Consider the following 25,016-nt stretch of genomic DNA (forward strand, 5'->3'; position numbering starts at 1 on the left):
TTAAAAATTAACTCTTAAACTCAGGTTAGCAGTAAAGGGTAGGGCATCAATAGTAGTTTCAACTATTTCTGAATCTTCGTTCAAAGAATAATAAGTATTTAAATCATTTTGACGATCAATAACGTTTAGTATAGCCAACCCTGCTTGTGCATTTATCCTTTTTGAAAGCTTTATCTTGTAAGTAGCAGATGTGTTAATCCTAAAGTAGTCATCCAAATTGCTACTATTTGCAGGTAAATAGTTTATTTGATCATTTATTATAGGATTTGTTTGGTTGGGTAGCGTAGTAGGAATGCCGGTATGCCAAGAAAGGCCCAGAGATACATTTAACTTATCTGTTGTATAAGCAGAACCCAACCCAATAGCATGAGCTATTTCTAAGTTGTTAGGAAAATTAACTTCTTCAAAATCTTGAAATTCATACTCATTATCCATAAAAGCGTAGCTAAACCATGTATTTATTTTTTTGAATTTTTTATTGACTAATAAATCAATTCCAAAAACATCATAAGAACCTAATGCTTCTGAAAAAATGTATTGATTTAAAAAATTCTGACTTCTTGAACTAATTCCGTCTACGTTCTTAAAATAGGATTCAAGATTTACAATAAACCCATTCTGATTAAAATTAAGACCTGCCGAGTACTGATTACTTTCCATTACTGGTACATCTATATCATCTGCAACAAACCATCTACGCTTTTCTACACCAAAGAAGTCATTTTGAAAGTTAATAATTTGTGTAGTACTCTGATGCTTTTGTTCCGCCAATATTTCAACACTAAAGGCGTCAGATAATTGATAGTTAGCTGTAAATCGGGGTTCTACATACGTTTTATCTAATTCATCTATATAACTGTACCGAACACCACCAATAACGTTTAATTTTTCATTTTTTGATCGATACTTAAGCTGTCCATACCCACCGTGTTCCTTTAATACATCTACTACTAATCTGGTAAACCTAGGATCATCAACATCCGTTAAATTAGTGGCCGCTGTTTCCTTAAATTGATACCCACCTGATAATCTAAATAGATCATTAACCTCATAAGAAGCATCTAACTTAACAGAGGTTTCATCCATTCCATTAATTTGCTTGATATTCAATTCTTCAAGTATGGCAATATTTTCAGCTTCTAATGAATAATCCATTTCGGTAAGCTGTATGGAAGTTCTAAAAGCATCGCTCCATTTTCTTTCATAGAATAATCCTCCAGCTAAGCTACTTTGTAATAAAGCACTTTCTTTGACTATAGGTTGATTATTAATGATTTGATTTTCAAAAAAAGTAAGCTTATTATCTACATAAATAAAATTGGCTCTCAGCAAGTCTTTTTCTGAAGGTTTAAATAACCATCTGGCTGTGGTATCATAAAAGTCAAAATCTATATTTGAGTTTGCTATTCTTTCTACTTCAGTGTCTTGCTCAATTCTATTAAAATAAGACCTATAGGTTGGTGTTTCAATTAAATCACTAATGGCTTTTCTAGCAGAAATTTGAATTGAAGATTGATTCCATAAAGGAATGTCAACAAAACCATCAGCATTCACAAAATTAACACCAATGCTTCCTTTAAACTTTGGGGTTAATCTTTTCTCTGTATTCATTTCTATAGTACCAGAAACACCATCTGAAAAAGCGGCGCTAGTACCATTCTTAATTACTGATACATTATCGGTTATAAGAGGATTGAAAATTGAGATTAAGCCAAAAAAATGTCCAGCTTGATACATTTTAATACCATCCCATACAATAAGATTCTGATCATTGGTGCCACCTCTTATATTGATGTCAGAAATGGTTTCGTTTACACTCAATACTCCTGGTAGTTCCTGAATAGATTGCAATACATCAGTTTCTATTACACCTGGTAGAATCTCAAAATCCTTAAAATCAATATTTAGAATGCCATCTATACTCTTATCTATACCTTTAATTAAGAAATTGGTAATTACAATTTCAGATAATGCCTCTACATCAGGTATTAATAAAATTGTTGGGCACTCTTCTTCCTTAAAATTCATAGCAGGCTTCTGAAGCGTTTTGAAGCCTAAATAACGTATGGTTAGATATTCGCGTAATGAATTTACCTCAATTCTAAAGTAACCATTTTCATCACTAACAGTTTGAAAGTTCTTTCCTTGAATGGTAACACCTTCTAATGCTAAATTTGTTTCATCGTCTAGGATTGTACCACAGAGAATACGAGAAATTACTTTCTCATTAATAGCAATAAAATTATTGCTTAAAAAAGTGAATTCTAAGCCTGTTTGTTGACTTAAATTATCAATTTTATCTCTAAATGAAAGATTTTCTGGTGGTGGTGTTACAGAAATGTCTTTAATGACGTCATCAGCATAAGAGAACTGATATTCATGTTTTTTCTGTAATTCGGTTAAAACCTCTTTTAAAGATACTTTTGAAGTATCCTGAGCATAAAGACCTTGAGAAAAAATATGTAGTGCAAAAAGTATAAGTGCCAAAAAGCACTTATACCTCTTACATTTATTTTTTAGATAAGATGATCGTATTTCTACTATCTGTTCTATGAGCTAATTCTAAAGGTACACAAATAGATAACAAAGCTTCATCTAAATTATTGTGTACAAATCCACCCGTAAACATACGATTTATATCAATATCTTCGGAAGTTTCAATAACAATTCCGTATTGTCTTTCTAACTCTTTGAGTACCTGTAATAAAGGAGCACTCTTAAAGCTACTCATATTCTTCAACCATTCTGGTTCACTTATATAGGTAGTGTCAAGTGTAAGTGTGCCATTTTGAATTCTAAGTGTCTTGCCTTGTGTTAATTTTTCTTCTTTGGTGTCAGATTTTACACTTACTACACCCTCAAAACATTCAACTTCAAGGTAGTTACCTCGGCTATTTACAGTAAACTCAGTTCCTAAAACGCTAATGGTACCGTCTTCAGTAACTACATCAAACTTAGAACCTTTAGCTACTTTAAAATAAGCTTCACCTCTTAAATTGATTTCACGTTTTTTTGACCACTTCTTAGTATCATAGGTTGCTTGAGAAGCAGCATTTAAAACTACAGATGATGCATCAGGTAGCTCAAAACTTGTTTGTTGACTGGCTAAAGTCTGAACGGATTCAAGAGAGTTGTTATTAAAAAATGTAAAGTACAACCCTAAAGCAACCACCAACATGGCGGCAATTCTGTACAAATGTTTATAAGAATTTAACTGTACAACACGAGTTTCTTTCTTTTCCTGCTTATCAGCAGTGTTTAGCTTGGCTTTGAATGACTCAAAATCTTCCATTTTATGGAAATTAGAAGCCTTAAAGCGTTGAGCACCCTCTATGATCTTTGTATTAAGATCAAAATCCTCAAACGACTTAAACTGATCTAACTCTGTAGGGGAGAGCTCGTCATTCAGCCATTTTTGTATTAATATTTCTTTTTTCATTTTTAATTTTGTTCGGCTATTTGCTATAAAAACAATTGACTTTTAAAAATTCCCGAAAAAATTTTAAATTATTTTAATTCTTTTATTTCTTCCTTAATTATTTTGAACGCAGAATAGATTCTATGTTCAACAACTTTACGCGTTACACCAAGCATTTCAGCTATTTCCTTATGACGTTTTCCTTCAACTTTATTGAGTAAAAAAGCCACACGTTGGTCTTCACTTAATTTTGCTAAAGCACGTTGATATTTTTGATAGAACTCACTTTCTTCCATCAAAAACTCGGGAGATTCGTTGGTGTAATCGAGTGCAGTGCTAGTTTGTTGGTACTTTAAAACAACTTTTTGATGCTTTATTTCATTTAATACCAGGTTTTTAGCAACCATAAAGACAAAGCCTTTGGCTTTTTCTACAGTCACATCTTTACAATTATTCCACAATTTAATAAATGCCTCTTGTACTTTATCAGTTGGGTTAAACTGATCTCCATACTTGTAATAGAGAAAGTTTAGTAAATCGTTACAATAATCGTTATAAATATTAGCATATACTTTTTCTTCGCATACATTATCCGCCATATGAGCTATTGTGGGTTGGAATTAAAAGTGCCTAAAAATAAAAAAAATATCTTTGGTACAGGAAATTTTATACTTTAGTTGTTTATTATATGTAACGTTATACAATTCATGAGGCATTTATTGAGAATATTTATTTTCATTCTCTTGTTATCTTCTTGTAGAGAAGAAGAAGTGGTTGACATATCTTCTAATGATTCAGTAGTAAGCACTAATTCAGTAATTGCTGGATATTTAAAAAGTATTGCTTTAAACGATGGTTCTGTAGATAATATATTGGATAGAGCGAATTGTTTTAGTTTAAAATTACCAGTTACAATTACAATAGACGGTGCAAATCAAACAATTACTACTAATGATGATCTAAGTATTATAGAACTGGCATCCAATAAAGACTTTCAAATAAACTTTCCGGTTACCATTGTTTTTGAAGATTTTTCTGAATTAGTTATAAATAGTGATACTGAGTTAAATGAGCAAGCTAATGATTGTAATGGAGAAGGACAACCTGATGAAGATATAGAGTGTGTAGATTTATCATATCCTGTTTTAGTAAGAAGTTTTAATGCTATTACTGAACGTATTTCTGATCTTGAACTTCTGAATGACAAAGATTTATATGACTTTACATTAACTTTAAATGTAAATGATGTTCCAAGTATTGAGTTTCCTATCAGATTAATTTTAGCTGATGGTTCTCAAATACCAGTAAATACTATTACTGATCTTGAAGATCTAATTAATCGTGAAAAAGATAATTGTGATGAGAATGATGATTTTGATTTTGACAATGATGGTATAGAAGATCAAAATGATATATGTCCGTTTGTGTCTGATGCTAACCAAAATGATTTAGATAGTGACGGAATAGGCGATGCCTGTGATCCTGATATTGATAATGATGGTATACCTAATGCAGAAGATACATGCCCCATAGATGTAGACCCCGATCAAAATGATAATGATGGAGATGGTTTAGGTGATTTATGTGATGATGATGATGATAACGACGGTATTCCTGATGTATCAGATAACTGTCCGTTAACGGCCAATGCGAATCAACAAGATATTGATGGAGATGGTATAGGTGATTTATGTGATGATGATAATGACAATGACGGTATCATAGATCTTTTAGACAACTGTCCGCTGAATGTTAATCGGGGTCAGGAAGATATTGATGGAGATGGTGTAGGTGATGTTTGTGATGATGACTCTGACAATGATGGTATTCCTGATGCATCTGATAATTGCCCGTTTAATGCAAATCCGGGTCAGGTTGATACAGATGGTAATGGAATTGGAGATGCTTGTGAAGATGACGATGATAAGGATGGAATATTAGATATTAATGATAACTGCCCGGTAACACCAAATCCGGGTCAAGAAGATTTCGATGGAGATGGTATTGGTTTTGCATGTGATAGTGATTGTGATACAAATGTTATTATTTGTCGAGACGGAGTGACACTCAATGTAAACTGCAATGTGCTGCAAGTGCAATTAGATCTTGGCGCAACTATTGGGCCTTGTAATTAGATAAATACTAATTTGGTAAACATATAAAGCTACTTTCTAGAGAGTAGCTTTTTCTTTTTGGTATAGAGTTGAGATTCTAATCTGATTTTCAGGAATTTTAAGTGCTAAGTTGTTTCTATAATAAGGGATAATTAGGAAAATTATGAAACAGCTCATACACCTTGCGGTATTTGTACTGCTATTCATATCTTGTAGAGAAGAAGAGATTATAAATAGTTCATCTGATGATTCGGTTATAGCTAAAAATTCTATGGTTGCGGATTATCTAAAGAATATTTCGTTAAAAGACGGTTCTTTAGATAACATATTAGATAGAGCAAATTGCTATACTGTTAAGTTACCAGTTACCATTAATATTGATGGTAGTAATCAAATAATAGCTACTGAAGACGACTTTGACATTGTAGAAGAGTCACCTACAGGAGTTTTTAATTTTATCTTTCCAATTACTATTATTTTTGACGACTTTTCTGAAATGATGATTCATAATCAATCAGATTTAGATGTACAAGCGAATGGTTGTAATGGAGAAAATCAGCCAGATCAGGATATAGAGTGTTTAGATCTTATATATCCTATTAATATTCAGAGTTTTGACGCTATTACTGAGCAAATCAATACAATCACGTTAAATAATGATGCTGATTTGTTAGAGTTCATAGAAGCTTTAAATGATAATAATGTACCTAGTGTAGATTTTCCATTAACTTTTATTTTATCAGATAGGAGTTATCAATCCGTAAATAATATTACAGAGCTTCAAGATCTTATTACAGAAGAAAAAGACTCATGTGATGAAGATGATGATTTTGATTTTAATGATCAATGTGTCAATTGCGGTATTGACGTAGTACAAAATGCTCTTTCAGTATGTCAAGACTGGACAATCAAAAAACTACGACTGAACAATGTAAATTTAGAGAATAATTATGCAGGTTTTGAAATGAATTTTTCCTCCGGAAATGTACTTACCCTTTCTGATAACACAACTGTATATAATGGTACATGGTTTTTAAATGAGATAAATGGTGAAATAGTAATGTCAATTACTCTTACAGGTGCTGCCGACTTTGATGGAGATTGGGTTTTTCATAAGATACAAGGTAATGGAGCTAAAGAGAAATTAAAATTTAGAATAGGTGCTAATAAGCTTCGTATTAAAACAGCCTGTTTTTAATATATAAAACCTTTGCATATTGTTATAAAAGCTGGTTCTATTTGGGTCAGTTTTCTTATTTTACAGTATATTTTTATTTTGCATCAAGAAATTTTTTAATTTGATTATCAGCATTTTACAAAAAAAATATTTTTTTTTCGGGAATTTTTACGGGTACGTTGTTTTTAAGATGAATTGGGGAATTCATAGTATGACAAAATTATATAAAAGGGAGTAGAGTAAAGCGACAACTGCTCTAGTGAAAATTAGAGCAGTTTTTAACAAACAACAAACAAAGCAAAAAGAAAAAGATCATGCAAACAACTACTATTAACCTAAAAAAAATCATCACAGCAATAGCATTTATGTTATTTTCAGCATTATGTATTGCACAGGGATTTCAAAAGCTAGATGAAGCACCACATGATATTTCATATTTAAGAGCAACAAAACTTTCTAAGCCTCTAGCAAAAGTGCTTTATGGAAGACCAACGCATGTTAGTAATGACGAAGTTTTTGGTACAAAAATACCTTTTGATCAATTATGGAGAACAGGAGCTAATGAAGCTACAGAGGTAAAGTTTTACAAAGATGTAGTATTAGGTGATAAAGTGGTTGCAGCAGGTACATATGTATTATTAACAATTCCAAACGAAGACAGCTGGGAAATCATCTTGAGCTCAAACATAGATGTATTGGGTGCATTTCAGTATGATCCAATATTTGATGTTGCAAGAGTTCGAGTGCCAGTTAAAAGAGCAGAAAAATTAGACACTTTTTCAATTGCATTTAAGCAAAAGAGAGGAGAGGAGAATTTCATGGTATTGGCTTGGGGATCTACAAGAGTAAATGTGCCAATGAATTTTAAAGAACAAGATTACTTTGCAGATGCTAGTAAAACAGATAAAGAATTAAATAGAATATAATTGTAGTCAGCTAAACATACATTAGAAATAAGAGCCTTATAATTTTATGAGGCTCTTATCTTTTTTTGGTTAAAAAAATAAGAAAAGCTATTGTGCTAACTAATCTTATTTATTACATTTGCACCCGCCTAGATAGAAATGTAATTTCTAATAAGTGGCAAGCACTTTTTTAAAGTGCAGTTCTTTAAAATTTAGGAGAGGTGCCGGAGTGGTAACGGAGCAGATTGCTAATCTGTCGACGGGCAACCGTCGCCTGGGTTCGAGTCCCAGTCTCTCCGCTTTTAAAGTAATTTAAAAGCACTCTCTTTTGAGTTATTAAGTTTTTCGGGGTGTAGCGTAGCCCGGTTATCGCGCCGCGTTTGGGACGCGGAGGTCGCAGGTTCGAATCCTGCCACCCCGACAATAAAAATAAAGCCAGAGTTTGCGTAAAAAGCTTGCTTTTTTAAGAAAACAGAGGTTTTATTTTTGAATTGGCATCGTTGCCAATTTCAGGATCAACGAACAAAGAGAGTTAATCCTTAAAACTTTAAAATTCGCAGTGAGTTTGCCATCACACCATAGGGCGCCTCATCGAAATTGAGAGCTAGAAATTGCCTGCCCATCGGCTGGCTCTTTCGCTAAAAATGTCAGGAGCTTTCGAACGTTACTCTTGACTTTCCTGAGAAGCCAGCGCACCAACTGGCCCCTCACTATAAAAGCCCCGGTGGGTCTTTTACATGCGTTCGATCCGGTCGCGTAGCTCAGCTGGATAGAGCATCTGCCTTCTAAGCAGACGGTCACAGGTTCGAATCCTGTCGCGATCACGCATAAACACTGGCTTCTTAGCTTTTTAAGCTTTGAAGCCTTTTTTATTTGCAAACTTTTTGCAAACAGCATTGAATTTTAACAATTTTTTAACGTTTTTAACTCTTAACAGTCAGTCTGTTACTCGTAAAAAGTAGGTAGGTTATTCAATTCTCTTTTATAAGTTTTCCAATTGGGCATATACTTACTTAACAGAGCCTTAAAATTATCATTATGATTACGTTCTATAAAGTGCATTAACTCATGGACAATCACATATTCTAAGCAACGCCTCGGCTTTTTAGCCAATTCAAGGTTTAAGAGTATTTTCCTTTTTTCAATGTTACAGGAACCCCATTTTGTTCGCATTTTTTTTACTGCCCAAGAATTACAATTTAGTTTTGTCTTTTGCTCCCAAGATTCTAGAATTTCGGGTACTACAGATTTGAGATGGTTTCTATACCACTCATTAAAAACCTTTCTTTTGCCCTCTTTTGTTGTACTTGGATTTACAAATAGCTCTAAATAGGTTTTGTTTTTAACCTTTATCTCATGTTTTCCGTGTCGTTCTATTACTTTAAGCAAATAGCGTCTACCATCAAAAAAATGACTTTCTCCTGTAATGTATTCTCTTGGAGTTTCTCTTAGCTGCTCATAAAAACTCTTTTGATGTTTTTTAATCCATCTAATTTTACCAATGGCATACAACCTTATCGCTTCATCATTTAAGTCTATCGGAGCAGCTATCCTTACTCTTCCAGTAGGCGGATAGACGGACAAATGCATATTCTTGATATCCTTTTTTACAACATCAATAGTTAAATCCAATATATTTATTTGTTCCTCTTTAATACTCATTTTGATTTTTTACAATTTCAAAAATCTCATCTACGCTATAACCGTTAGGCAAAATATGCTTAATAGCTATCTTAATTTTTTTCTCTTTTAATTTATTACCTCTAAAATCCGCTTGTTTGTTATATCGAATAGTTTCATCCATTGCTATTGCCAAATCTTCATCTTGCCCTAAATTGTCATATAAAGCCCTCTTTGCATTGGTATCTAGGACGCTTGGATAATTTGCAGTTTTATTTGGTTGAACTACCCGCTTAGTCAATTCAATAATTTTAGCTAAGTATTCTTTATAATCTAAGGCACCTCGCTTACGTTCTAAAATTAGCTCATAAAGAATGGTAGACATTTTCTCAAAATAGTGCGGGTTTGTTGGGCGTTCTGTATTAATTACTTTAGCAATATTGTTCTCAATAGTCTCTGCTACGGCTTCTTTATCTTTTTGAATACCCTCTGGCAAAGATTTTATCGCCTCATCTTCTCCGCGTTCTACAATCAATTGAATTAAAGATAGGTCGTCAAAAGCTGAGACAACTTCACTTTCATCTGCTCTTATGTAACTATCTATTAGATGTCGCATAGCAGGCTCAAAACGTTTTAGATCTATATAATCACCGCTAGACTTTTCTATTTCATCTCTCAAGTTTGTATAAAACTTAACTTCATTTTTGATAGTTTCTATCTCTGAAGGGATATATCCTGCCTCCTCCATTTCATTTGCAATATTTGCATAGGAACGGATTAATGAAATTGTATACTTATAAAGATGTGTTCTTAATTGTTCTGTATTCTTTAAGTCATCTGGGTTTTCAGACGTACCACAAAAAAATCGTTGAAAATGGATTGTATCTTGAGGATGCACAGGCTCGCATAATGCTTTTATAGTTTCTCTTGCATTTTCTAATCGCTCTTTGGCTTTTTCTAAGCGGTTATCTAGTAGCTTTTTAACATCATCACTATCATACTCGCCAAAAGCCTCTTTAGTATAATCGTTGATAGAGTTTTCTAAACTTTTAAATAAATCCTTGTAATCAATAATATAACCATACTCCTTACTTTCTCCATCTAATCTATTTACCCTACAAATTGCTTGAAATAAACCATGATCTCTCATTTGTTTATCTATGTATAAATAGGTTGCTGATGGTGCGTCAAAACCTGTTAATAGTTTATCTACTACAATCAGTAGTTTCATTCGAGCTGGCTCATCAATAAACTTTTTCTTAGCTTCTCTTTCAAACTCCTCAGGAGTTTTTCCACTCAACATCTTGTTGTATACCTCATATTTTAATAAGTTTTCGGTATATCCATCTTCTCCTATGAATTCTTGACTTATACTTTTTAAATTGGGCTCATAAGATGTAACAATTGCACATCGTTTGAATCCTTTTTGTTGAAAAACCTCATAATAACGACAGGCTTGGTATACATCGCCTGATACTAGCATGGCATTGCCAGTACCGTTATTCAAACGATCTCTTAGCTCAAAATCCATCAAAATATCATCAACAATCCTGTTTAAACGGTCTTGTGAACTCAAAACCTTTTGCATTGTTCCCCATCGTTGTTTTAATTTTCGCTTAGCTATGTCTGTTAACCCTTTGGTTTTAGCATTAAACCATTGATCTATTTTTTCTTGCGAAGTAATGTTTTGGTCAACGTTTCGGGCTTCATAGCGTAAATCTAAAACTACTTTATCATCTACAGCCTCATCAAACTTATAGGTATGTATATACTTACCGAATATTTCAATACTTTTTTGTTTGTCTTTTTTCAATAAAGGCGTTCCAGTAAAACCGATAAATAATGCATTAGGTAGAATTTCCTTCATGGCTTTATGCAATGTGCCTGATTGTGTACGATGGCACTCATCTACAAATACAAACAAATTACCTTTGGCTTTAAAATCTTTGGGTAAATTCTGCTTTATTTCATTAGCAAAACCTTCAAAATCTGCATCTTCTTTACTGCCAAATTTATGTACAAGTGAACACAAAAGCCATTCGTTCTTTTCATTTAATTTATTTACTAAATCTTGTCCGCTTGTAGTCCGATAAATACGTTCTTCTACTCCTTTAAATACTTTTTCTATTTGTTCATCTAACTCGGTTCTATCAGTAATAAGCAATACTCTGGCATCTTCTTCATTTTCTCTTAGCCATTTTGTGAGCCAAACCATTGTTAAACTCTTACCACTTCCTTGGGTATGCCAAATGATCCCGCCCTCTCTTTTTCTTATACGCTTTTGGGCAGCCTTAATGCCAAAATATTGATTATGACGACATAACTTTTTAACTCCTTTATCAAACACTATATAATCGTGAATGATTTCTAAAAACCGTTCTTTTGAGCACAGCTGAGAAAGATGTTTTAATAACTTGTCTTGTTCAGTATTTTCTTCTTTCCATTGCAAATAATATTTTTCTGAAGTCTCAATAGTTCCATATCGTAATCCCTCAGTGTCATTCCCTGCCATTACGAACTGCATCGTTGAAAAAAAATCACCAATAACCTCTTTTTCTTGATTGAGCAAGTTTTGTCTTATACCTTCTGTAACACCAATAGTGCTTCGCTTTAATTCGATAACACCAAGTGCAATACCATTTAAATAAATAACAATATCTGGTCTTTTCGTATGCTTCCCGCTAATGGTAACTTCTTCGGCAATGGCAAAATGATTGTTTAAAGGATTTTTCCAGTCAACCAGCCAAATGGTTTCTTTATTTTCTCCAACATCTGGGCGAACTTTAACACCATAACGTAATAATGAATAGACTTCTTTATTAGCATCATAGAGACTTGTTCCTAAACAATCCGAAGCTTTGACTAACTTGTCTATAGCCTTTTGGATTAATGCATCTGAACAGCCTTGTTTTTTAAGGAAGGGAACAAGAAACTGTGTTTCAATGTTGCTATTATTGCTTCGGTCTTTCCAATCCCCGAGATAGTCGTACTTTAAAGCGAGTTCAAAATATTGAATGACTTTATTCTGGGTAATTCTTTCAATTTGTCCTATATCACTCATAGCAAGTGTTTATTTTTTATTGCCAAATAGCTGATCTATTTTATCAATGGTGGTATTTATGTTAGCATCAGAAAAAATCGGACGTTTTAGTTTTGGTCGCCACTCTTTATGATTATTGATTAATTCTTTTATGGTTTCAAAATTTACAGGTTTACCTTCTCTTTTTAAATCTTCCTTTGCCATATCTACCGTAGCCCATAATTCTAACTGGTCTCTTTTGGTATATTTAAATTGATGTATCCATTGCAATAAATCTTCTCCATACCAACTCTTAAAATAATCTATTGCCTCAAAGACATTCTCGTCTGCTAAAAAGTTCTCGTACTTTTTACCCTTGTAGTTTGAAATATGCTTTTTAATGTATTTGTTTTGTAGTGCAATTTTTTCAGCACCTCCGTATCGAGTTTTTGGTTTGTATGGGCCAGCTGCCTTTTTTAAGTATCCAACATCTTTTTCTTCTTTATAGCGTTTCAATAAATAGGACACCTTTGTATACATGAATCTAGTAAGTGGAAATTGTTCACTACCGAAAGCATGAGCCATTGTACCTATTAAGACTGCATCATTAATATGCTCGTTATGCTTTTTAGACTCAGTTTCCTTTTTAAAAACAGGAGCAGGTTCTGCAGCCATTAATAGAGATTCTGTATTTTCCTCTCTAGCTGGTTCTACCAATCTTGTTTTACCAGTTAACAACTCCTGCATTATACCTTGTTTTAGCTTCTGAGTTTTTTGCAATTGCTTTTCTAGCATTTCTATCTCAGCATCCATATCACTTAAAATTCCAGCTATTATTATCTGTTCCTTAATGTCGGGTAATCTTATTTTGACTTTTGAGACATGAGAAGGGCCAAAGTTTAATTGTGCTGAACCTGTGGCAGTGCTTCTTATTTGATTTTTGAAATTAGCAGATTTTAAAAAGTGAAATAAGTAGCCTTTATTTAGAATGTAATTATTAGTCACTTTAAACCTCATTGTACTCGTATTCATACATAACGGTAAATCATTACTCTTTGCAATAGTAACTTTTTCTTCAAATTTATCTATTGTAACACCCGAGCAAGCAATCAAAATATCGCCATCATCTACAAGAAAATGTGAGTACCATCCATTCGCTTCATCTGAAGAAATAAATCTGTCAGTTTTGTCTAGTAATAATTTACCTTTTTCAATATTTGTACCATTCAACAATTTGATTCCTTTATTAGTAAACTGATGTTTTCTCACTCCAGGCCCCTCTTGAAACCAACAAACACTTGTAAAATCATATTTTTTCCAATCATCTTCTGGCCTTAGAACTTTATCCATTACTCCATCCCTTAAAGCTCTCTTTTTAGCAATCAATATTTTTATATTATTGATAAGTTGATCTGTGTCATCGATAACTTGAGCAATAGTTTGTTGTTCAAAAGTCGTTGGAGGGATAGGTATTTTAAAAGTCTTTATTTGCCCAATATTAAGCCCTTCTCTGTTACCTCCAGACTGAAAACTATTTATCTGACTTTGGCCAATTTTTGAAAGTAAAACACTATTTAAAAATTTTGGATTCACTTTATTAAAAACAGGTCTAATAATACACACATGCTGGTTAACGTTTCCATGCTCTAATAGTTCATTAGCTATTGCACTTCTTCCAATTGAGGCACCAGAAATATTGAGAAAAACATCGTTCTTTTTTATCTCACTATTTGAAAAAGTCAAATGAGTCAAATCATTTATATATGCTAAGTCATTCAACCTCAGAGCCCCGTAACCAATATTCTGACTTCTAATAAAAGGCCTTCCATAATTTTGGTATACTTTTGAGCCACCTCTAGGAGTTATTCCGCTTCCAATCTTTGAAGTTAGGTTTTCTAAATCGAATAAATTCCAGTCTTCTGGAATTACTCCTATTTCTGTATGTTTGAAACCTTTTTTTAGTTCCATACCATTCCCATTCTTTTTAGATGATGTGTTACCCTTTCTTGTAATTGTTGTACCTGTTTTTCAATTTGAGGTAATGGTTTTTCGTAACGTTGCGCCAACTCACTCACCCTATTAGTCAGGCGTTGACTAATTTGGTCTATTTCATCGTCAATTGTAGATTTTAAGTTAGTAAGCCATTTATCCTCAACAATTAAGGTCTTTATTTCTTCCACACTTAATTGTGGATATTTTGCATATACTTTTTGTTGCAATTTCGTTTCGGTTTCTTTTAAGGTTTTTTTATTGGCGGTTTCTAAGCTTAATAGTTTTTCGTAGGAATGCAATACCTCATATTCATCGGCACAATCAGCATCTCCTTTTATTTCTTTCAAGCGTTTGGTTAAATTACCCTTGGTAATGTTGCCTTTATCGTTGATTACTTCATTTAATAAGCCTTCATCCCCCGAGTGCTCTTCGATGAGTTCTGTCATTTCGGTAGCAAGAGATTCTAAATAAGTTTCTATGGCTTGTACTTGGGTTTGTTCTTCTGTAAAATAGCGGTTTATCACTAGCTCAAAAGGAATTAACTCACTTTCGTATTCTCCCTTTTTAATTTTATCGTTTTTATCTTTTGCAGGCGTAAGTGTTGCGTTCCATCCATCTTCCCATATTAAATAACTGTCATCTTTTAAGGTCTCGTTCCAATAATCCATTAAATGTTGATAGATGTCATAAGGGTTAATGAGTGATTTGTTATGATATTGTTGTAGCAAACTCTCAGAAATATCAACAATTAATTGTTTGGGTCTTGTACCTCCAGTAATATTCCAAAGTTTGGATTTGTTTTCGGTTTCCCACTTTGTAAATACTTTGTCCAAAGTTTCACGATACTCAACAAACTCAGTGTGGTTAAAAATCGTTTCTTTTATGCTCTTCTGTGGTACAACTAAAGTGCTATAACCTTCTCGTTTAGCAGGATGAAATAAATGCTCTTTTAAGCTTGGATATACTTCCCAATACGGCTGTAAGGCATCAACATCTCGACTGGGGATATCGCCTAACAAATGGGCTTCTATATCCTGCAAATCTTCTTCTTTTTGCCCATCTATATAGCGTGGTATGTTCAGGTTGTATTCATTTTGTTCAATCTCTTTATAATCCACCATACGAGAATATTTATCAATCTGTTGTTGATTGTTAAATACATCTACAATTTTATGAATATCCTGCTCTCTTAATCGGTTTTTATTACCGTCTTTGATATAACCTTTACTAGCATCAATCATAAAGATACCTTTTCGAGTAGCAGCGTTTTCTTTATCAATTACAATAATACATGCAGGAATACCTGTACCATAGAACAAATTGGCAGGTAAACCTATAATACCTTTTATGAGTCCTCGCTTTATGATATTAGTCCTTATGGCAGCCTCTGCATTACCTCTAAACAAAACACCATGAGGTAAAATAACTGCCCCTTTACCCGTACTTTTTAAAGAGCGGATAATATGAAGTAGAAATGCATAATCTCCGTTCTTGTTTGGTGGAATACCAAAACCGTCAAAACGTTTATATAAATCGTTATTTGGGTCAAAACCACTTGTCCAAGATTTCACCGAAAACGGCGGATTTGCCACACAGAAATCGAAGCGTTTTAAGTCATCACTATCTTTATGAATTGGGTTAGATAATGTATTACCTTGAACAATGTCTTGAACTGCTTCTGGATTGTTATGCAGTACCATGTTCATTTTTGCCAAGGCAACGGTTGCATTATCTTTTTCTTGTCCATAAATAGTTAACCCATTAGGTGCTTCATCATTTACTTTTAAAAGTAGAGAAGAGCTACCACACGCCGGATCATATACAGTTTGAGATTGAGAAGTAGCATGGTCAACACCAATAATCTTAGCCATTATGCGAGAAACTTCCGCAGGTGTGTAAAATTGGCCTTTACTTTTACCTGAATCCTTAGCAAAGTTTTGCATTAAGTACTCGTAGGCATCTCCCAATAAATCATCATCTTCTGCTCTGTTGTTACTAAAATTGAGAGCAGAATTTTCAAAAATAGCAACTAGTTTGCTTAATTTTTCAACTAGTTCTTTTCCTTTACCTAATTTATCCTCATCATTGAAATCTGCCATTTTTTGCAACATATCAAAACCATTCTCCTTATCTATTGGAGCAAGAACTTTTTTATTGATATAATCACCTATATCATCTTTTCCCTTCATTTTAACCAAATCGCTAAAACTAGCTCCCTCTGGAATAGTGATTAAAGCGTCTTCGTCATTCGCATATTTATCCGAAACGTATTTTATAAATAAAAGTGGAAGAATATAATCCTTATATTGTGAGGCATCCATACCACCACGCAATTCATCACAACTCTTCCAAAGCGAGCTATATAATTCTGATTTTTTTACTGCCATTGATTAGTTTTTTAAAATTTCAAATAGCTTAACATTTAAAAACAGATTTTCTACACCTACTTTTTGAGATTTTAAAACTCCTATTTTTTCTAATTCTTGTAAATATTCCGCTGCTGTTTGTCTTTTGGCTATATTATTATCTACTAAAAATTTAACCTTTGTATAGGGTTGCACAAATAGTAGTTCTATTAATTCTTTAGAATAAACTCTACTAGGTAAATTTTCTTTAGCATATAGTATGGTTTCATCCATCAATTCGTTTATGGCATTTATCTTTTGCAAGGTGTATTTAGCAGTTTCCTCAACACCTTTAAGTATAAATAATATCCAAGCTTCCCAATCACTATTTTCTGTAACACCTTTAATTTTTTGATAATACTCATTTTTGTTTTCAATAATGTACTTACTCAAATATAAAATTGGAGTGTCTAGTAATTTTTTATCCACTAAATACAGAATATTTAATACTCTTCCTGTTCTACCGTTACCATCAAAAAAAGGGTGTATCGCTTCAAATTGATAATGCATTACTGCTAGTTTTAATAAATCGTCAATGCCGTTATCATCATGTATAAAGTTCTCTAAATTGTGCAGTAGCTCTCGTATTAATTGTTCGCCTTCAGGTGGTGTGTATATAACTTCATTAGCGCTCATTATTCGCGTACCAGGGGTATTTCTTACACTTGCATTATTCTCCTTGATTGTTTGAACAATTTTAATAATGGTATTTGTAGAAAGCGGACGTTCTTTTAACGAGTTAAAACCATCCCATAAAGCTTGTCGGTATCTTAGTACTTCTTTTGTTTGTACATCGGTTGCACTAATATTTGAGGAAAAGGCTTTATATAAGCTATCCTGTGTAGTAACGATATTTTCAATTTCCGAACTGTCTTTCGCCTCTTGCAGTGTAATAGCATTTACCAGCATTGACTGATTGGGTATTTCGTCTGCTCTACCTTTAAGCTCAGCCAAAACCTTATTTGCCGCTATCGCCTGTTTTAATATAGTTTTTGTTTCTATATCTACTGTTGGCGGTAATACGGGTAAATTGTTGTAAGGTTGTTCTTTATTGTACATGGTTTCGACAAATGAATGTATATATGTCGATGATTTCGACATAAGCCAAATATATGTCGAAATTTTAAATATACATCGACATTTGTTAAAAAGAAATTACCTATAAATGTAATTGACTGGATATCAATAAACGTTTTTACAGTAATGGATTCAGAGGTAGGTGTAGCGTAGAGAATCCGTTACTTTAAAAATGAAACAAACGAGCCTCAGGCGAGTGCGTTAGAAAAACATAGAGATTAAATCTTATAAAAACTCCGCTTTTAGTTCTTCAAATTCTTCTTTTGAAATATCTAAGTGATAATATCCCTTTCCAAAGGTTTTATCAACATAAACTACCTTTCTCAATACATTTTCAAATTTTCTTCTTAAAACTTTTAATTCTTCCTTGGTATAGTATATTTCATTAGAATACTTACTTAGTAGTTTTTCAGTTTCTAATCTTGATGCTTCTATTTCTTCTTGTGAACGTTCGATATAAACTGGTTCTGGTTTCTCTATTCCCTCAAATAGTCTCTCTAACATCTCTCTTGTCGGTATGAGCTGCGTTTGTTCAATATTTCTTAAAAGAGCTATTATATAATCCAATCGCCTATTAATTCCAATAGTAGAAGCAAAAATAGGATGGGTCATAGCATCGTAAGGAGACAAACCTGTGTCCTTAAAAAAGGCAATCATATATTCCAGAGTCTCGGAATAATTTGGTCCAGTTTTTATTGAGTATTCCTTGAATTCTTGAAGTGTCTTTCTCCGTAGTCGAATTGTATTAAAATCATCCATATTATATGTAATTGTTACAATGAATCCTTAATTTTAAAGGCTTTATTTTCATTTTTGCGTAAAACCTCTAAAATCAAGAAATCAAAAATTGGGTTTATTTAATTGATTTTCAATTAAATATGTGATAAGCAACATCGCGCAGCGTGTTGCCCTCTTGCTTTTCAAAACTCGTTCACAAAGTGAACCAATTTTAAAAACATTATTTCGTTACCGAAATTAGAAATTACTAACCCTTTCATGATAGTTGTCTAACATAGTTGTGGGTAGTGATTTTAAATAGATTTGGGTAGTATCTAACTTACTATGCCCTAACATGGCAGAAATGGCCATAACAGGAATATTTTTAAGTAAAGCTTGTGTAGCAAAAGTGTGCCTAGAAACATACGTAGTTAGCTTTTCTTCAATGCCACAAAGCTTTGCTATTTCTTTTAAACCTGCATTATATCTTTTACGTTCCCATGCAATTTCCCGTTCTTGAATTTCTAAAGAACTCCTCTTAATAATTGGGAATATATAATCTTGTTGAGACTTGCCATTTGTGTAAATGCTAAGAATCTCATTAAGAGTATCTGTAATTTTAATATCAAATAACTTACCTGTCTTTTTCCTTCTGAATTTTAATCTATTGTCAGTTATGTTTTCAAGTTTCAGATAAGCCATATCTGTAAAATTCATTCCATACAATAAATACGAACAGATGAAATAGTTGCGATACCTAAACAAAGTAGTGTCTTTCGGTAATTCTAAATCTACAATGCGCTTTATATATTTAAAGTCTATTGCTCTCTTTTTGGTAGGTGTTTGTCTTATGGTATAATTAAAAAATGGATAGGCTTCTCTATCTATAAGCCCTTCTTTTATTCCTTTATTAAAAATTGCTCTATACGTTCTTAGATATGATGACAAACTATTTAGACTATTACCCTTACCCAAATGATATTTTTCAAACTTTAGAATAAATGAATAGTTGAATTCATTAAATTTTAAATCGCGTCCATTCATAAATGTTCTAAGTACACTTAAAGAACCTTTATAGCTTCTTGCCGTACCATATCTGTGTGATTTCTTCAAGTCTTCGACTAATGAATAGCCGTAACCTATAAACGAAACATATTTATGGTTTTTTACAATTCGGTTTTTAACTTCATCAATAGACATATAATGAAGCTTTTCTTCGTCGTATAGTTTATTTATAATATCGTTTGCTTTGGTTTTCTCTTTGAGTAATAAATTATTCAATCTATGTACAGAATCTACATTTGGATAATTTTTTGTAATTTCAACTTTACGAGAGTCCCAGTATTTTTTAGGCACAGAAAACCCAGTAGAAATTGACGTAGTTTTTCGGAAGTGAGTAAGGCGTAAAATTATTGGAAAACTACCATCTTTTTTCTTTCTTCGAGTATCTAAAATGAGGCTCAAAAACGTCTTCATACTCTCGAAGTTAAGAAAAAAATTTGCAAACAATTTGCAACATTTTATTTGATTTCAAAAAAATAGATTTGAAACCAAATTTTATTAAAACGCTAAATTACAGCTAATTGAATAGGTGTTTTTAAATTTTTACTTCATGTCTAAAAGAGGCTTCTAAGCAGACGGTCGAAGGTTCGAATCCTTCCGCGATCACAAATAAATAGATCAATAAGAAAAAACGCCAAGCTTGCTTGAGCGTTTTTTTGTTTGGGCTATTTTCAATCCCGATACCTATCGGGAGGAGCTTTGTAAGGATATATAATCCTCGAGCTATCTAATCAAAAAAACCTACAGAGAAAATTGCAGGTTTTCTATTTTTTATCTTTAGTATTAGTAAGATAGTTATTGTTAGATCATCCCGAGTAGTTTGAATTGACAATTTTAGAAGTTATCACAATATTTCCATCCATTTGAAGTTTTTGTCATTTTTAAGTCATCAACCCAAAACTCAGAAGGATCTTTCCCAGAAAATATTGAGAAAGGAGTAATATCAACAGCTTTATATTGCACTTTAACATTTGCTGTATTTCGAGAAGGAATTTCTTGAACTTCCAACACTTTATCAACTACATATTTAAATGTTTTAGCGTTAGCACTTTTTCCATTTTCTGGTATTCTCTCCATATGCTTTAAAGCTTTTTCATTCAGTTTAATAGCATACTCCTTAGTACCCTTTCTCCATCCCTTTTTAAATTCCTTTATAAGTTTCATATCTAAATATCCCTGACTTGCTAATTTTTCATATTTCTGAAATAAATCTAAGTCGTAATCTTTATTTGTAAAAGTAGCTTTTCCTATAGTAAGTAAAGTGCTTCGTTGTAATGGTTCATTCTCAAGACATTTAGTAATTATTTTTTTTGCTTTTGAGTTACTTAATTCATCGCTACCGCAAGAAAAAATAAAAAACGATGCTATTAGAAGAAAAAATAATGTTCTTTTCATCATTTCTTAATTTACAATTAGATCAACGGTGCCATTTGTATCTAAGTTAGATTCTAGAATAAACTCATTGGTATTTGTTCCATCATTAATTGATAATGCCGCCGTATTAGGTGATATACTACCTTCATTATGTGCAAATAAGAGTATATAATTATAACCATTGAATTCTAATGTTGTCTGAACTTCAAATTTATTAGCTGGTCCGTCTAAAGTTCTTTCTGCAATTAATAAATTTCCATTGACATAAATGGAAACAATATCCCCATCAATTCGACCATGATCCCAAATAGAAATCGTTATTTCCCTATTTTGAACTTCAATTTCTCCAAGAACATCATTATCTCGGTCCATAAATGTATCTGGTATAATACTTTCATTATTTCTTGTCACTTCATCATCACCGGAGCAGCCTGTAATACTTACAGTAATAGTTAAAATGATTAATTTTAATAGTAGAGTTGTTTTTTTCATAATAGAATTTTTTAAAAGTTGATTTGATATTTTTTTGAAAATGAAAGTATTTTCATTTTCCTATAAATTGTTATTTAATAGAAAAATCAAAAACTGACTGATTTGTTCTGCCTTGTGGTACTTGCCCTTGGTAGATGAAACAGTATTCACCCGGAGATAGAGATTCAGGCGTGACTTTGAATTTATTTCCCTCTGTTTCTTCAATAGAAAAGGGGAGCGCATGTTTAAGATCTATACCATCGCTACTAGAAACTAAACTCTCTTTACCAATAATAATTTCTCTTAGGTTTTTTCTTTCTTTAACAGTAAGTTTTACAAGTACAAATTCATTGGGGTTGCTAGCAACCCTAAACCACCAATTTGGAATAAAAGTTGAATTTCCTGTTGATTGACTATTTTGCAAGTTATTTACTTCACTTGTTGATGTATCAAAAATGAAAGTAAATTCAGGCTTATTTGACTTTATAATATTATTTGACTGAGTTCTTGGTAATTGAGCACGTTTTTTAGAATTGATAAATCCTGAAACTAATTTTTGAGCAGCAGAGTTTGAATTCGTGCCTGAGAATACTGAGGGTTGCATTAGTTTTTGTTTGCCCGAAATATCTATAAAATAAATTCCTGTTTTAGATTTTGAATTATGTTTAGACTTCCTCATAACCAATGATATGATGTCAGAGGATATGCCTGCCTTTTTAAGGTCAGATAACGCTTTAATTGAAGTATCAAACTTTACATCAGATGTATGTATTTTTTCAATGATTGTATTATCATCAAAACCTAAATCTTTCATCTGAATAATTGCTTCATTTGTAATAATCTCCTGGGCAAAGAGATTGTTAGATAAGACAAAAAGCAACAACATGTTAATAGTAAGGCATATTCTTTTCATAGAGTAGGGGTTTAGACCAACAAACCTAAAATTCAAAAAAGAAATTTCCTTACGGTTTTCCGTAAAAAGATGTTTTTAGTTAATAAAATATTAGATTAAGCCCAAATCTTTAGCTTTAGCAATTAAATGAATGCTGTTTTTTGCTTTTAGAAGTAACTTAAGTCGATTAATTTTTTTTTCTATGGCACTTAAGCTGTTTGGTTTCACAGCACTTTTTTTTAACTGAATAGCAATTTCCTTTTGACTAAAACCTTTTGACAACTTTTGTAAAAGACTAATGTCAAAATCATCAATATCATTATTGTTATTCTTGTATTGATGCATGCGCAAGTCCTTTGAGAAGTAGCTCTTGCCTTTATATATTGAATGAATTGCAGAAGCAAGCTCTTTTAAAGCATCTCTTCCTTTTGAAACAAAAGCATCAATTTGATATTTTTCTACTAGTATTTGTATTTTTGAAACTCTACTTTCTACTGAATATACAATTACATTTAAATCAGCGTTTCTTGACTTCAATTCTTGAATAAGCTCCAAACCGTTTTTGATTTTTTGTTTTCTATGATCTGATTTAAATTCAATATCAACCACTAATAAATCAAAAGGTTTTTTGTCTAGTATTGCTCTTTGAAATTTCATATTCGCATTATCGCAGTACTGAGCAAATTCTATATGCTTAATTCCTACTTTTTTCTTTAAAGTCTCTACAATGCCTTCATTCACGCTGGCATGGTCATCTACTACTAATGCTTTTTTATACATGATGTTATAAAGGGAATGTGAAATTTATACAGACTCCTTTTGGTTTTGTTAGATCAAAATTAAAAGTACCATTAATATTTTTAATACGGGTTTCCACATTCCTTAGCCCATTATTATATTTAGTTGCGTTTCCAAATCCAATACCATCATCTTTATAATTTATAACCATTTTCTTCTTTTCTCTTTTAAAAGATACCAATACTCCCGTTGCCTTACTATGCTTTTTCATGTTGGTCATTAATTCTTTCAAGACACGTTCAACAACAATTTTTTCACTGTCGCCTATATTTCGCCAGATTTCTTTATTTAGTCCTTTGATCAATATACTTACATTATCATTTCCATAAGAAAGTAGTAGTTCTTTTAATTCAGTAGAATAATAGTTGTTTTCTACATTAACCTCACTGTTTTCATAAGATATGTCACGGATTCTTAGATAGAGGTTATTTATCTTAGTGAGCAGTGATTGGCTTCTTAAGTCAGAATTTCTTTCTATTTGATTCATTAAGTTATACATATCATTTGCCAATTCATCATGCACTTTTCTTGAAATTCTTTTTTCGGTAGTATAAATCTCTTTTAACTTCTCTTTTTTATGACGCTGTTTCAAAAAATAAAATATGAATGCGCCTGAAACAATACCTAGAACTACTAATAAAAAAGCAATTATTTTTTGCCTTTTTTCCTTATTTAATGCCGCATCTTTGAGTTTCTGTTCGGTGTTTAGTTTAACTATGGTTTCTTGCTTAATTCTGTCGTCATATTTATACTTGGCAAATTGTGTTTTTGCCTTTAGTTCAATTTTATAAAGGCTATCATTCAACTCAATATACCGGTCTTTATATTGCACTTTTTTTGGTTGTTGTTGTATTAAAAATTTTAGAGCTTCTAGCTCCCCTTTAGGCATATTAATTTCTTTTGAAGCTGCTATTGCCTTTTTTAAATAATACTCAGACTGTTTAGTATCAAGCTTCACAAAATATTCACCAACATGTAGGTAACTAGCTATTAAACCTCTTTTATCATTTTGTTTGGTTCTCAATTTTAATGCTTCAAATAATTTGGGAAGTGAATTTTTGCTCCCACTTAACCATTTGGTATATGCATAATTATCAAGTACCCGAGCATGTTGCAACGGGTTCCTTTTTAATAGCGTATCATTTTTTATTGAGTTAAGTATTTCAATAGCGTTTTTGTAGTCACCATTATCTTTATATGCGGTAGCTAAGTTATTATAATATATAAGCTTGTCTTTTTCAAATTTTGTTGTTTTTATTGCTAGCTTGTAATATTTGACAGCATCATCATAGTTAAATAACCCTTGGTGGTTGGTTGCTAAAACACTATATGATGAGGCAATGTATTTTTCATCTTTTTCAGGAGTTAGTAATTGAAGTGCTTCTGTAATGGTTTCTTTGCTACCTATAAAATCCCCTTGATTTTTTTCTATTTGAGCGATGCTTAATAACCTTCTACCTACTTGACTGCTATCGTTAATTTTTGAAAAGTGGTTTTTTGATTTATTGTAGTAGTAAAAACTACTGTCTAAATTACCTCTAACTTTGTGATAATAAGCTAACGCAGTAGATGCTTTGCCCAGGTAAAGATTATTTCTACTTAAAGAGGCTCTTTTTAATAAAACTCTATCATAGTATAGAGTGCTGTCTTTTTGATTTAAATTATAATGAAGATTACTTTTTTGATATATTATTGATAATGTTAATGAATCCGTAAAACGATCAGTAGTAAGAAAATAGATTGAATCTGTAAACTTTAACCTCTTATCAAAACCTAATGATTTGTCCTTACTCTTTAAGAAAATAAGGTAATTTTTTTTGTTGAAAAATAGATGTTTTGATTCATCAGATTTTTTACAGCTATAATTCAAAATTAGAATAAATAAAATGCAAATTATTTTTACAGCTTTCATCAAAACAGGTTAGTTAAGATAAAAGTAAAAAAATATGGTCATATTAATTTAATATGACCATAC

18 protein-coding genes and 3 tRNA genes are annotated in these 25,016 nt (G+C 32.2%); 6 read left to right on the forward strand and 15 right to left on the reverse strand.

Annotated elements, in window-relative coordinates; genetic code table 11:
* The 3 genes from AC1EU5_RS11110 to AC1EU5_RS11120 all read right to left on the reverse strand — a co-directional run bounded on the left by AC1EU5_RS11110 (position 1) and on the right by AC1EU5_RS11120 (position 4,017).
* The gene (locus AC1EU5_RS11110) at positions 1–2,487 is read right to left on the reverse strand and encodes a TonB-dependent receptor (RefSeq protein ID WP_480192461.1); all 2,487 of its coding nucleotides are present in this window, start codon (positions 2,485–2,487) and stop codon (positions 1–3) included.
* 22 nt (positions 2,488–2,509) lie between these two features.
* A complete protein-coding gene (locus AC1EU5_RS11115) occupies positions 2,510–3,439 on the reverse strand; it encodes a FecR family protein (protein WP_480192462.1) in 930 nt (309 codons plus the stop codon).
* A gap of 68 nt (positions 3,440–3,507) precedes the next feature.
* Positions 3,508–4,017, reverse strand: coding sequence for an RNA polymerase sigma factor (locus tag AC1EU5_RS11120; protein WP_480192463.1), 510 nt, complete (start codon positions 4,015–4,017; stop codon positions 3,508–3,510).
* A gap of 108 nt (positions 4,018–4,125) precedes the next feature.
* Between AC1EU5_RS11120 and AC1EU5_RS11125 the strand changes: the two genes are divergently transcribed.
* The 6 genes from AC1EU5_RS11125 to AC1EU5_RS11150 all read left to right on the forward strand — a co-directional run bounded on the left by AC1EU5_RS11125 (position 4,126) and on the right by AC1EU5_RS11150 (position 8,438).
* Entirely contained in the window at positions 4,126–5,553 is a 1,428-nt protein-coding gene (locus AC1EU5_RS11125; RefSeq protein WP_480192464.1) for a thrombospondin type 3 repeat-containing protein, read from the forward strand.
* 142 nt (positions 5,554–5,695) lie between these two features.
* Positions 5,696–6,730, forward strand: a complete 1,035-nt coding sequence (locus AC1EU5_RS11130) for a hypothetical protein (protein WP_480192465.1) — start codon at positions 5,696–5,698, stop codon at positions 6,728–6,730.
* A 293-nt stretch (positions 6,731–7,023) separates the two neighbouring features.
* Positions 7,024–7,635 (forward strand): DUF2911 domain-containing protein, encoded by a 612-nt coding sequence (locus AC1EU5_RS11135; protein ID WP_480192466.1) that lies wholly within the window; start codon positions 7,024–7,026, stop codon positions 7,633–7,635.
* Between the two features lie 194 nt (positions 7,636–7,829).
* A tRNA-Ser gene (locus tag AC1EU5_RS11140) sits at positions 7,830–7,913 on the forward strand.
* Between the two features lie 47 nt (positions 7,914–7,960).
* Positions 7,961–8,035, forward strand: a tRNA-Pro gene (locus tag AC1EU5_RS11145).
* Positions 8,036–8,364: 329 nt separating this feature from the next.
* Positions 8,365–8,438 (forward strand) — tRNA-Arg (locus AC1EU5_RS11150).
* Between the two features lie 121 nt (positions 8,439–8,559).
* Here the strand turns inward: AC1EU5_RS11150 and AC1EU5_RS11155 are convergent.
* The 12 genes from AC1EU5_RS11155 to AC1EU5_RS11210 form a co-directional block, all read right to left on the reverse strand.
* Entirely contained in the window at positions 8,560–9,276 is a 717-nt protein-coding gene (locus AC1EU5_RS11155; RefSeq protein WP_480192467.1) for a M48 family metallopeptidase, read from the reverse strand.
* Positions 9,266–12,295, reverse strand: a complete 3,030-nt coding sequence (locus tag AC1EU5_RS11160; protein WP_480192468.1) for a type I restriction endonuclease subunit R — start codon at positions 12,293–12,295, stop codon at positions 9,266–9,268. Before AC1EU5_RS11160 ends, AC1EU5_RS11155 begins: the two co-directional genes overlap by 11 nt.
* Before the next feature lie 9 nt (positions 12,296–12,304).
* Complete coding sequence (locus tag AC1EU5_RS11165; RefSeq protein WP_480192469.1) at positions 12,305–14,221, reverse strand: restriction endonuclease subunit S; 1,917 nt, start codon at positions 14,219–14,221, stop codon at positions 12,305–12,307.
* Positions 14,212–16,632, reverse strand: coding sequence for a type I restriction-modification system subunit M (locus tag AC1EU5_RS11170; RefSeq protein WP_480192470.1), 2,421 nt, complete (start codon positions 16,630–16,632; stop codon positions 14,212–14,214). The genes AC1EU5_RS11165 and AC1EU5_RS11170 overlap by 10 nt, the downstream gene beginning before the upstream one ends.
* 3 nt (positions 16,633–16,635) lie before the next feature.
* Positions 16,636–17,751: a Fic family protein gene (locus tag AC1EU5_RS11175; protein WP_480192471.1), complete on the reverse strand. Its 1,116-nt coding sequence runs from the start codon at positions 17,749–17,751 to the stop codon at positions 16,636–16,638.
* 201 nt (positions 17,752–17,952) lie between these two features.
* A complete protein-coding gene (locus tag AC1EU5_RS11180) occupies positions 17,953–18,486 on the reverse strand; it encodes a BfmA/BtgA family mobilization protein (RefSeq protein ID WP_480192472.1) in 534 nt (177 codons plus the stop codon).
* A 216-nt stretch (positions 18,487–18,702) separates the two neighbouring features.
* Positions 18,703–19,920: a site-specific integrase gene (locus AC1EU5_RS11185; protein WP_480192473.1), complete on the reverse strand. Its 1,218-nt coding sequence runs from the start codon at positions 19,918–19,920 to the stop codon at positions 18,703–18,705.
* Between the two features lie 420 nt (positions 19,921–20,340).
* Positions 20,341–20,901 (reverse strand): hypothetical protein, encoded by a 561-nt coding sequence (locus AC1EU5_RS11190; protein ID WP_480192474.1) that lies wholly within the window; start codon positions 20,899–20,901, stop codon positions 20,341–20,343.
* A gap of 6 nt (positions 20,902–20,907) precedes the next feature.
* Positions 20,908–21,372: a hypothetical protein gene (locus AC1EU5_RS11195; protein WP_480192475.1), complete on the reverse strand. Its 465-nt coding sequence runs from the start codon at positions 21,370–21,372 to the stop codon at positions 20,908–20,910.
* A gap of 70 nt (positions 21,373–21,442) precedes the next feature.
* Positions 21,443–22,264, reverse strand: a complete 822-nt coding sequence (locus AC1EU5_RS11200; protein ID WP_480192476.1) for a hypothetical protein — start codon at positions 22,262–22,264, stop codon at positions 21,443–21,445.
* A gap of 90 nt (positions 22,265–22,354) precedes the next feature.
* Positions 22,355–23,023 carry a response regulator gene (locus AC1EU5_RS11205; protein WP_480192477.1) on the reverse strand — a complete coding sequence of 223 codons (669 nt, stop codon included), beginning with the start codon at positions 23,021–23,023 and terminating at the stop codon, positions 22,355–22,357.
* Between the two features lie 4 nt (positions 23,024–23,027).
* Positions 23,028–24,953 (reverse strand): tetratricopeptide repeat-containing sensor histidine kinase, encoded by a 1,926-nt coding sequence (locus AC1EU5_RS11210; protein ID WP_480192478.1) that lies wholly within the window; start codon positions 24,951–24,953, stop codon positions 23,028–23,030.
* Between the last annotated feature and the right edge of the window lie 63 nt (positions 24,954–25,016).

This window comes from Maritimimonas sp. 2405UD52-3 (genome assembly GCF_056591715.1).

Coding starts and splice junctions, on each gene's coding strand:
- AC1EU5_RS11190 (WP_480192474.1), bottom strand. CDS start 20,901: ATGAAAAGAACATTATTTTTTCTTCTAATAGCATCGTTTTTTATTTTT.
- AC1EU5_RS11135 (WP_480192466.1), top strand. CDS start 7,024: ATGCAAACAACTACTATTAACCTAAAAAAAATCATCACAGCAATAGCA.
- AC1EU5_RS11160 (WP_480192468.1), bottom strand. CDS start 12,295: ATGAGTGATATAGGACAAATTGAAAGAATTACCCAGAATAAAGTCATT.
- AC1EU5_RS11185 (WP_480192473.1), bottom strand. CDS start 19,920: ATGAAGACGTTTTTGAGCCTCATTTTAGATACTCGAAGAAAGAAAAAA.
- AC1EU5_RS11130 (WP_480192465.1), top strand. CDS start 5,696: ATGAAACAGCTCATACACCTTGCGGTATTTGTACTGCTATTCATATCT.
- AC1EU5_RS11120 (WP_480192463.1), bottom strand. CDS start 4,017: ATGGCGGATAATGTATGCGAAGAAAAAGTATATGCTAATATTTATAAC.
- AC1EU5_RS11170 (WP_480192470.1), bottom strand. CDS start 16,632: ATGGCAGTAAAAAAATCAGAATTATATAGCTCGCTTTGGAAGAGTTGT.
- AC1EU5_RS11180 (WP_480192472.1), bottom strand. CDS start 18,486: ATGGATGATTTTAATACAATTCGACTACGGAGAAAGACACTTCAAGAA.
- AC1EU5_RS11165 (WP_480192469.1), bottom strand. CDS start 14,221: ATGGAACTAAAAAAAGGTTTCAAACATACAGAAATAGGAGTAATTCCA.
- AC1EU5_RS11205 (WP_480192477.1), bottom strand. CDS start 23,023: ATGTATAAAAAAGCATTAGTAGTAGATGACCATGCCAGCGTGAATGAA.
- AC1EU5_RS11195 (WP_480192475.1), bottom strand. CDS start 21,372: ATGAAAAAAACAACTCTACTATTAAAATTAATCATTTTAACTATTACT.
- AC1EU5_RS11200 (WP_480192476.1), bottom strand. CDS start 22,264: ATGAAAAGAATATGCCTTACTATTAACATGTTGTTGCTTTTTGTCTTA.
- AC1EU5_RS11155 (WP_480192467.1), bottom strand. CDS start 9,276: ATGAGTATTAAAGAGGAACAAATAAATATATTGGATTTAACTATTGAT.
- AC1EU5_RS11125 (WP_480192464.1), top strand. CDS start 4,126: ATGAGGCATTTATTGAGAATATTTATTTTCATTCTCTTGTTATCTTCT.
- AC1EU5_RS11210 (WP_480192478.1), bottom strand. CDS start 24,953: ATGAAAGCTGTAAAAATAATTTGCATTTTATTTATTCTAATTTTGAAT.
- AC1EU5_RS11115 (WP_480192462.1), bottom strand. CDS start 3,439: ATGAAAAAAGAAATATTAATACAAAAATGGCTGAATGACGAGCTCTCC.
- AC1EU5_RS11175 (WP_480192471.1), bottom strand. CDS start 17,751: ATGTCGAAATCATCGACATATATACATTCATTTGTCGAAACCATGTAC.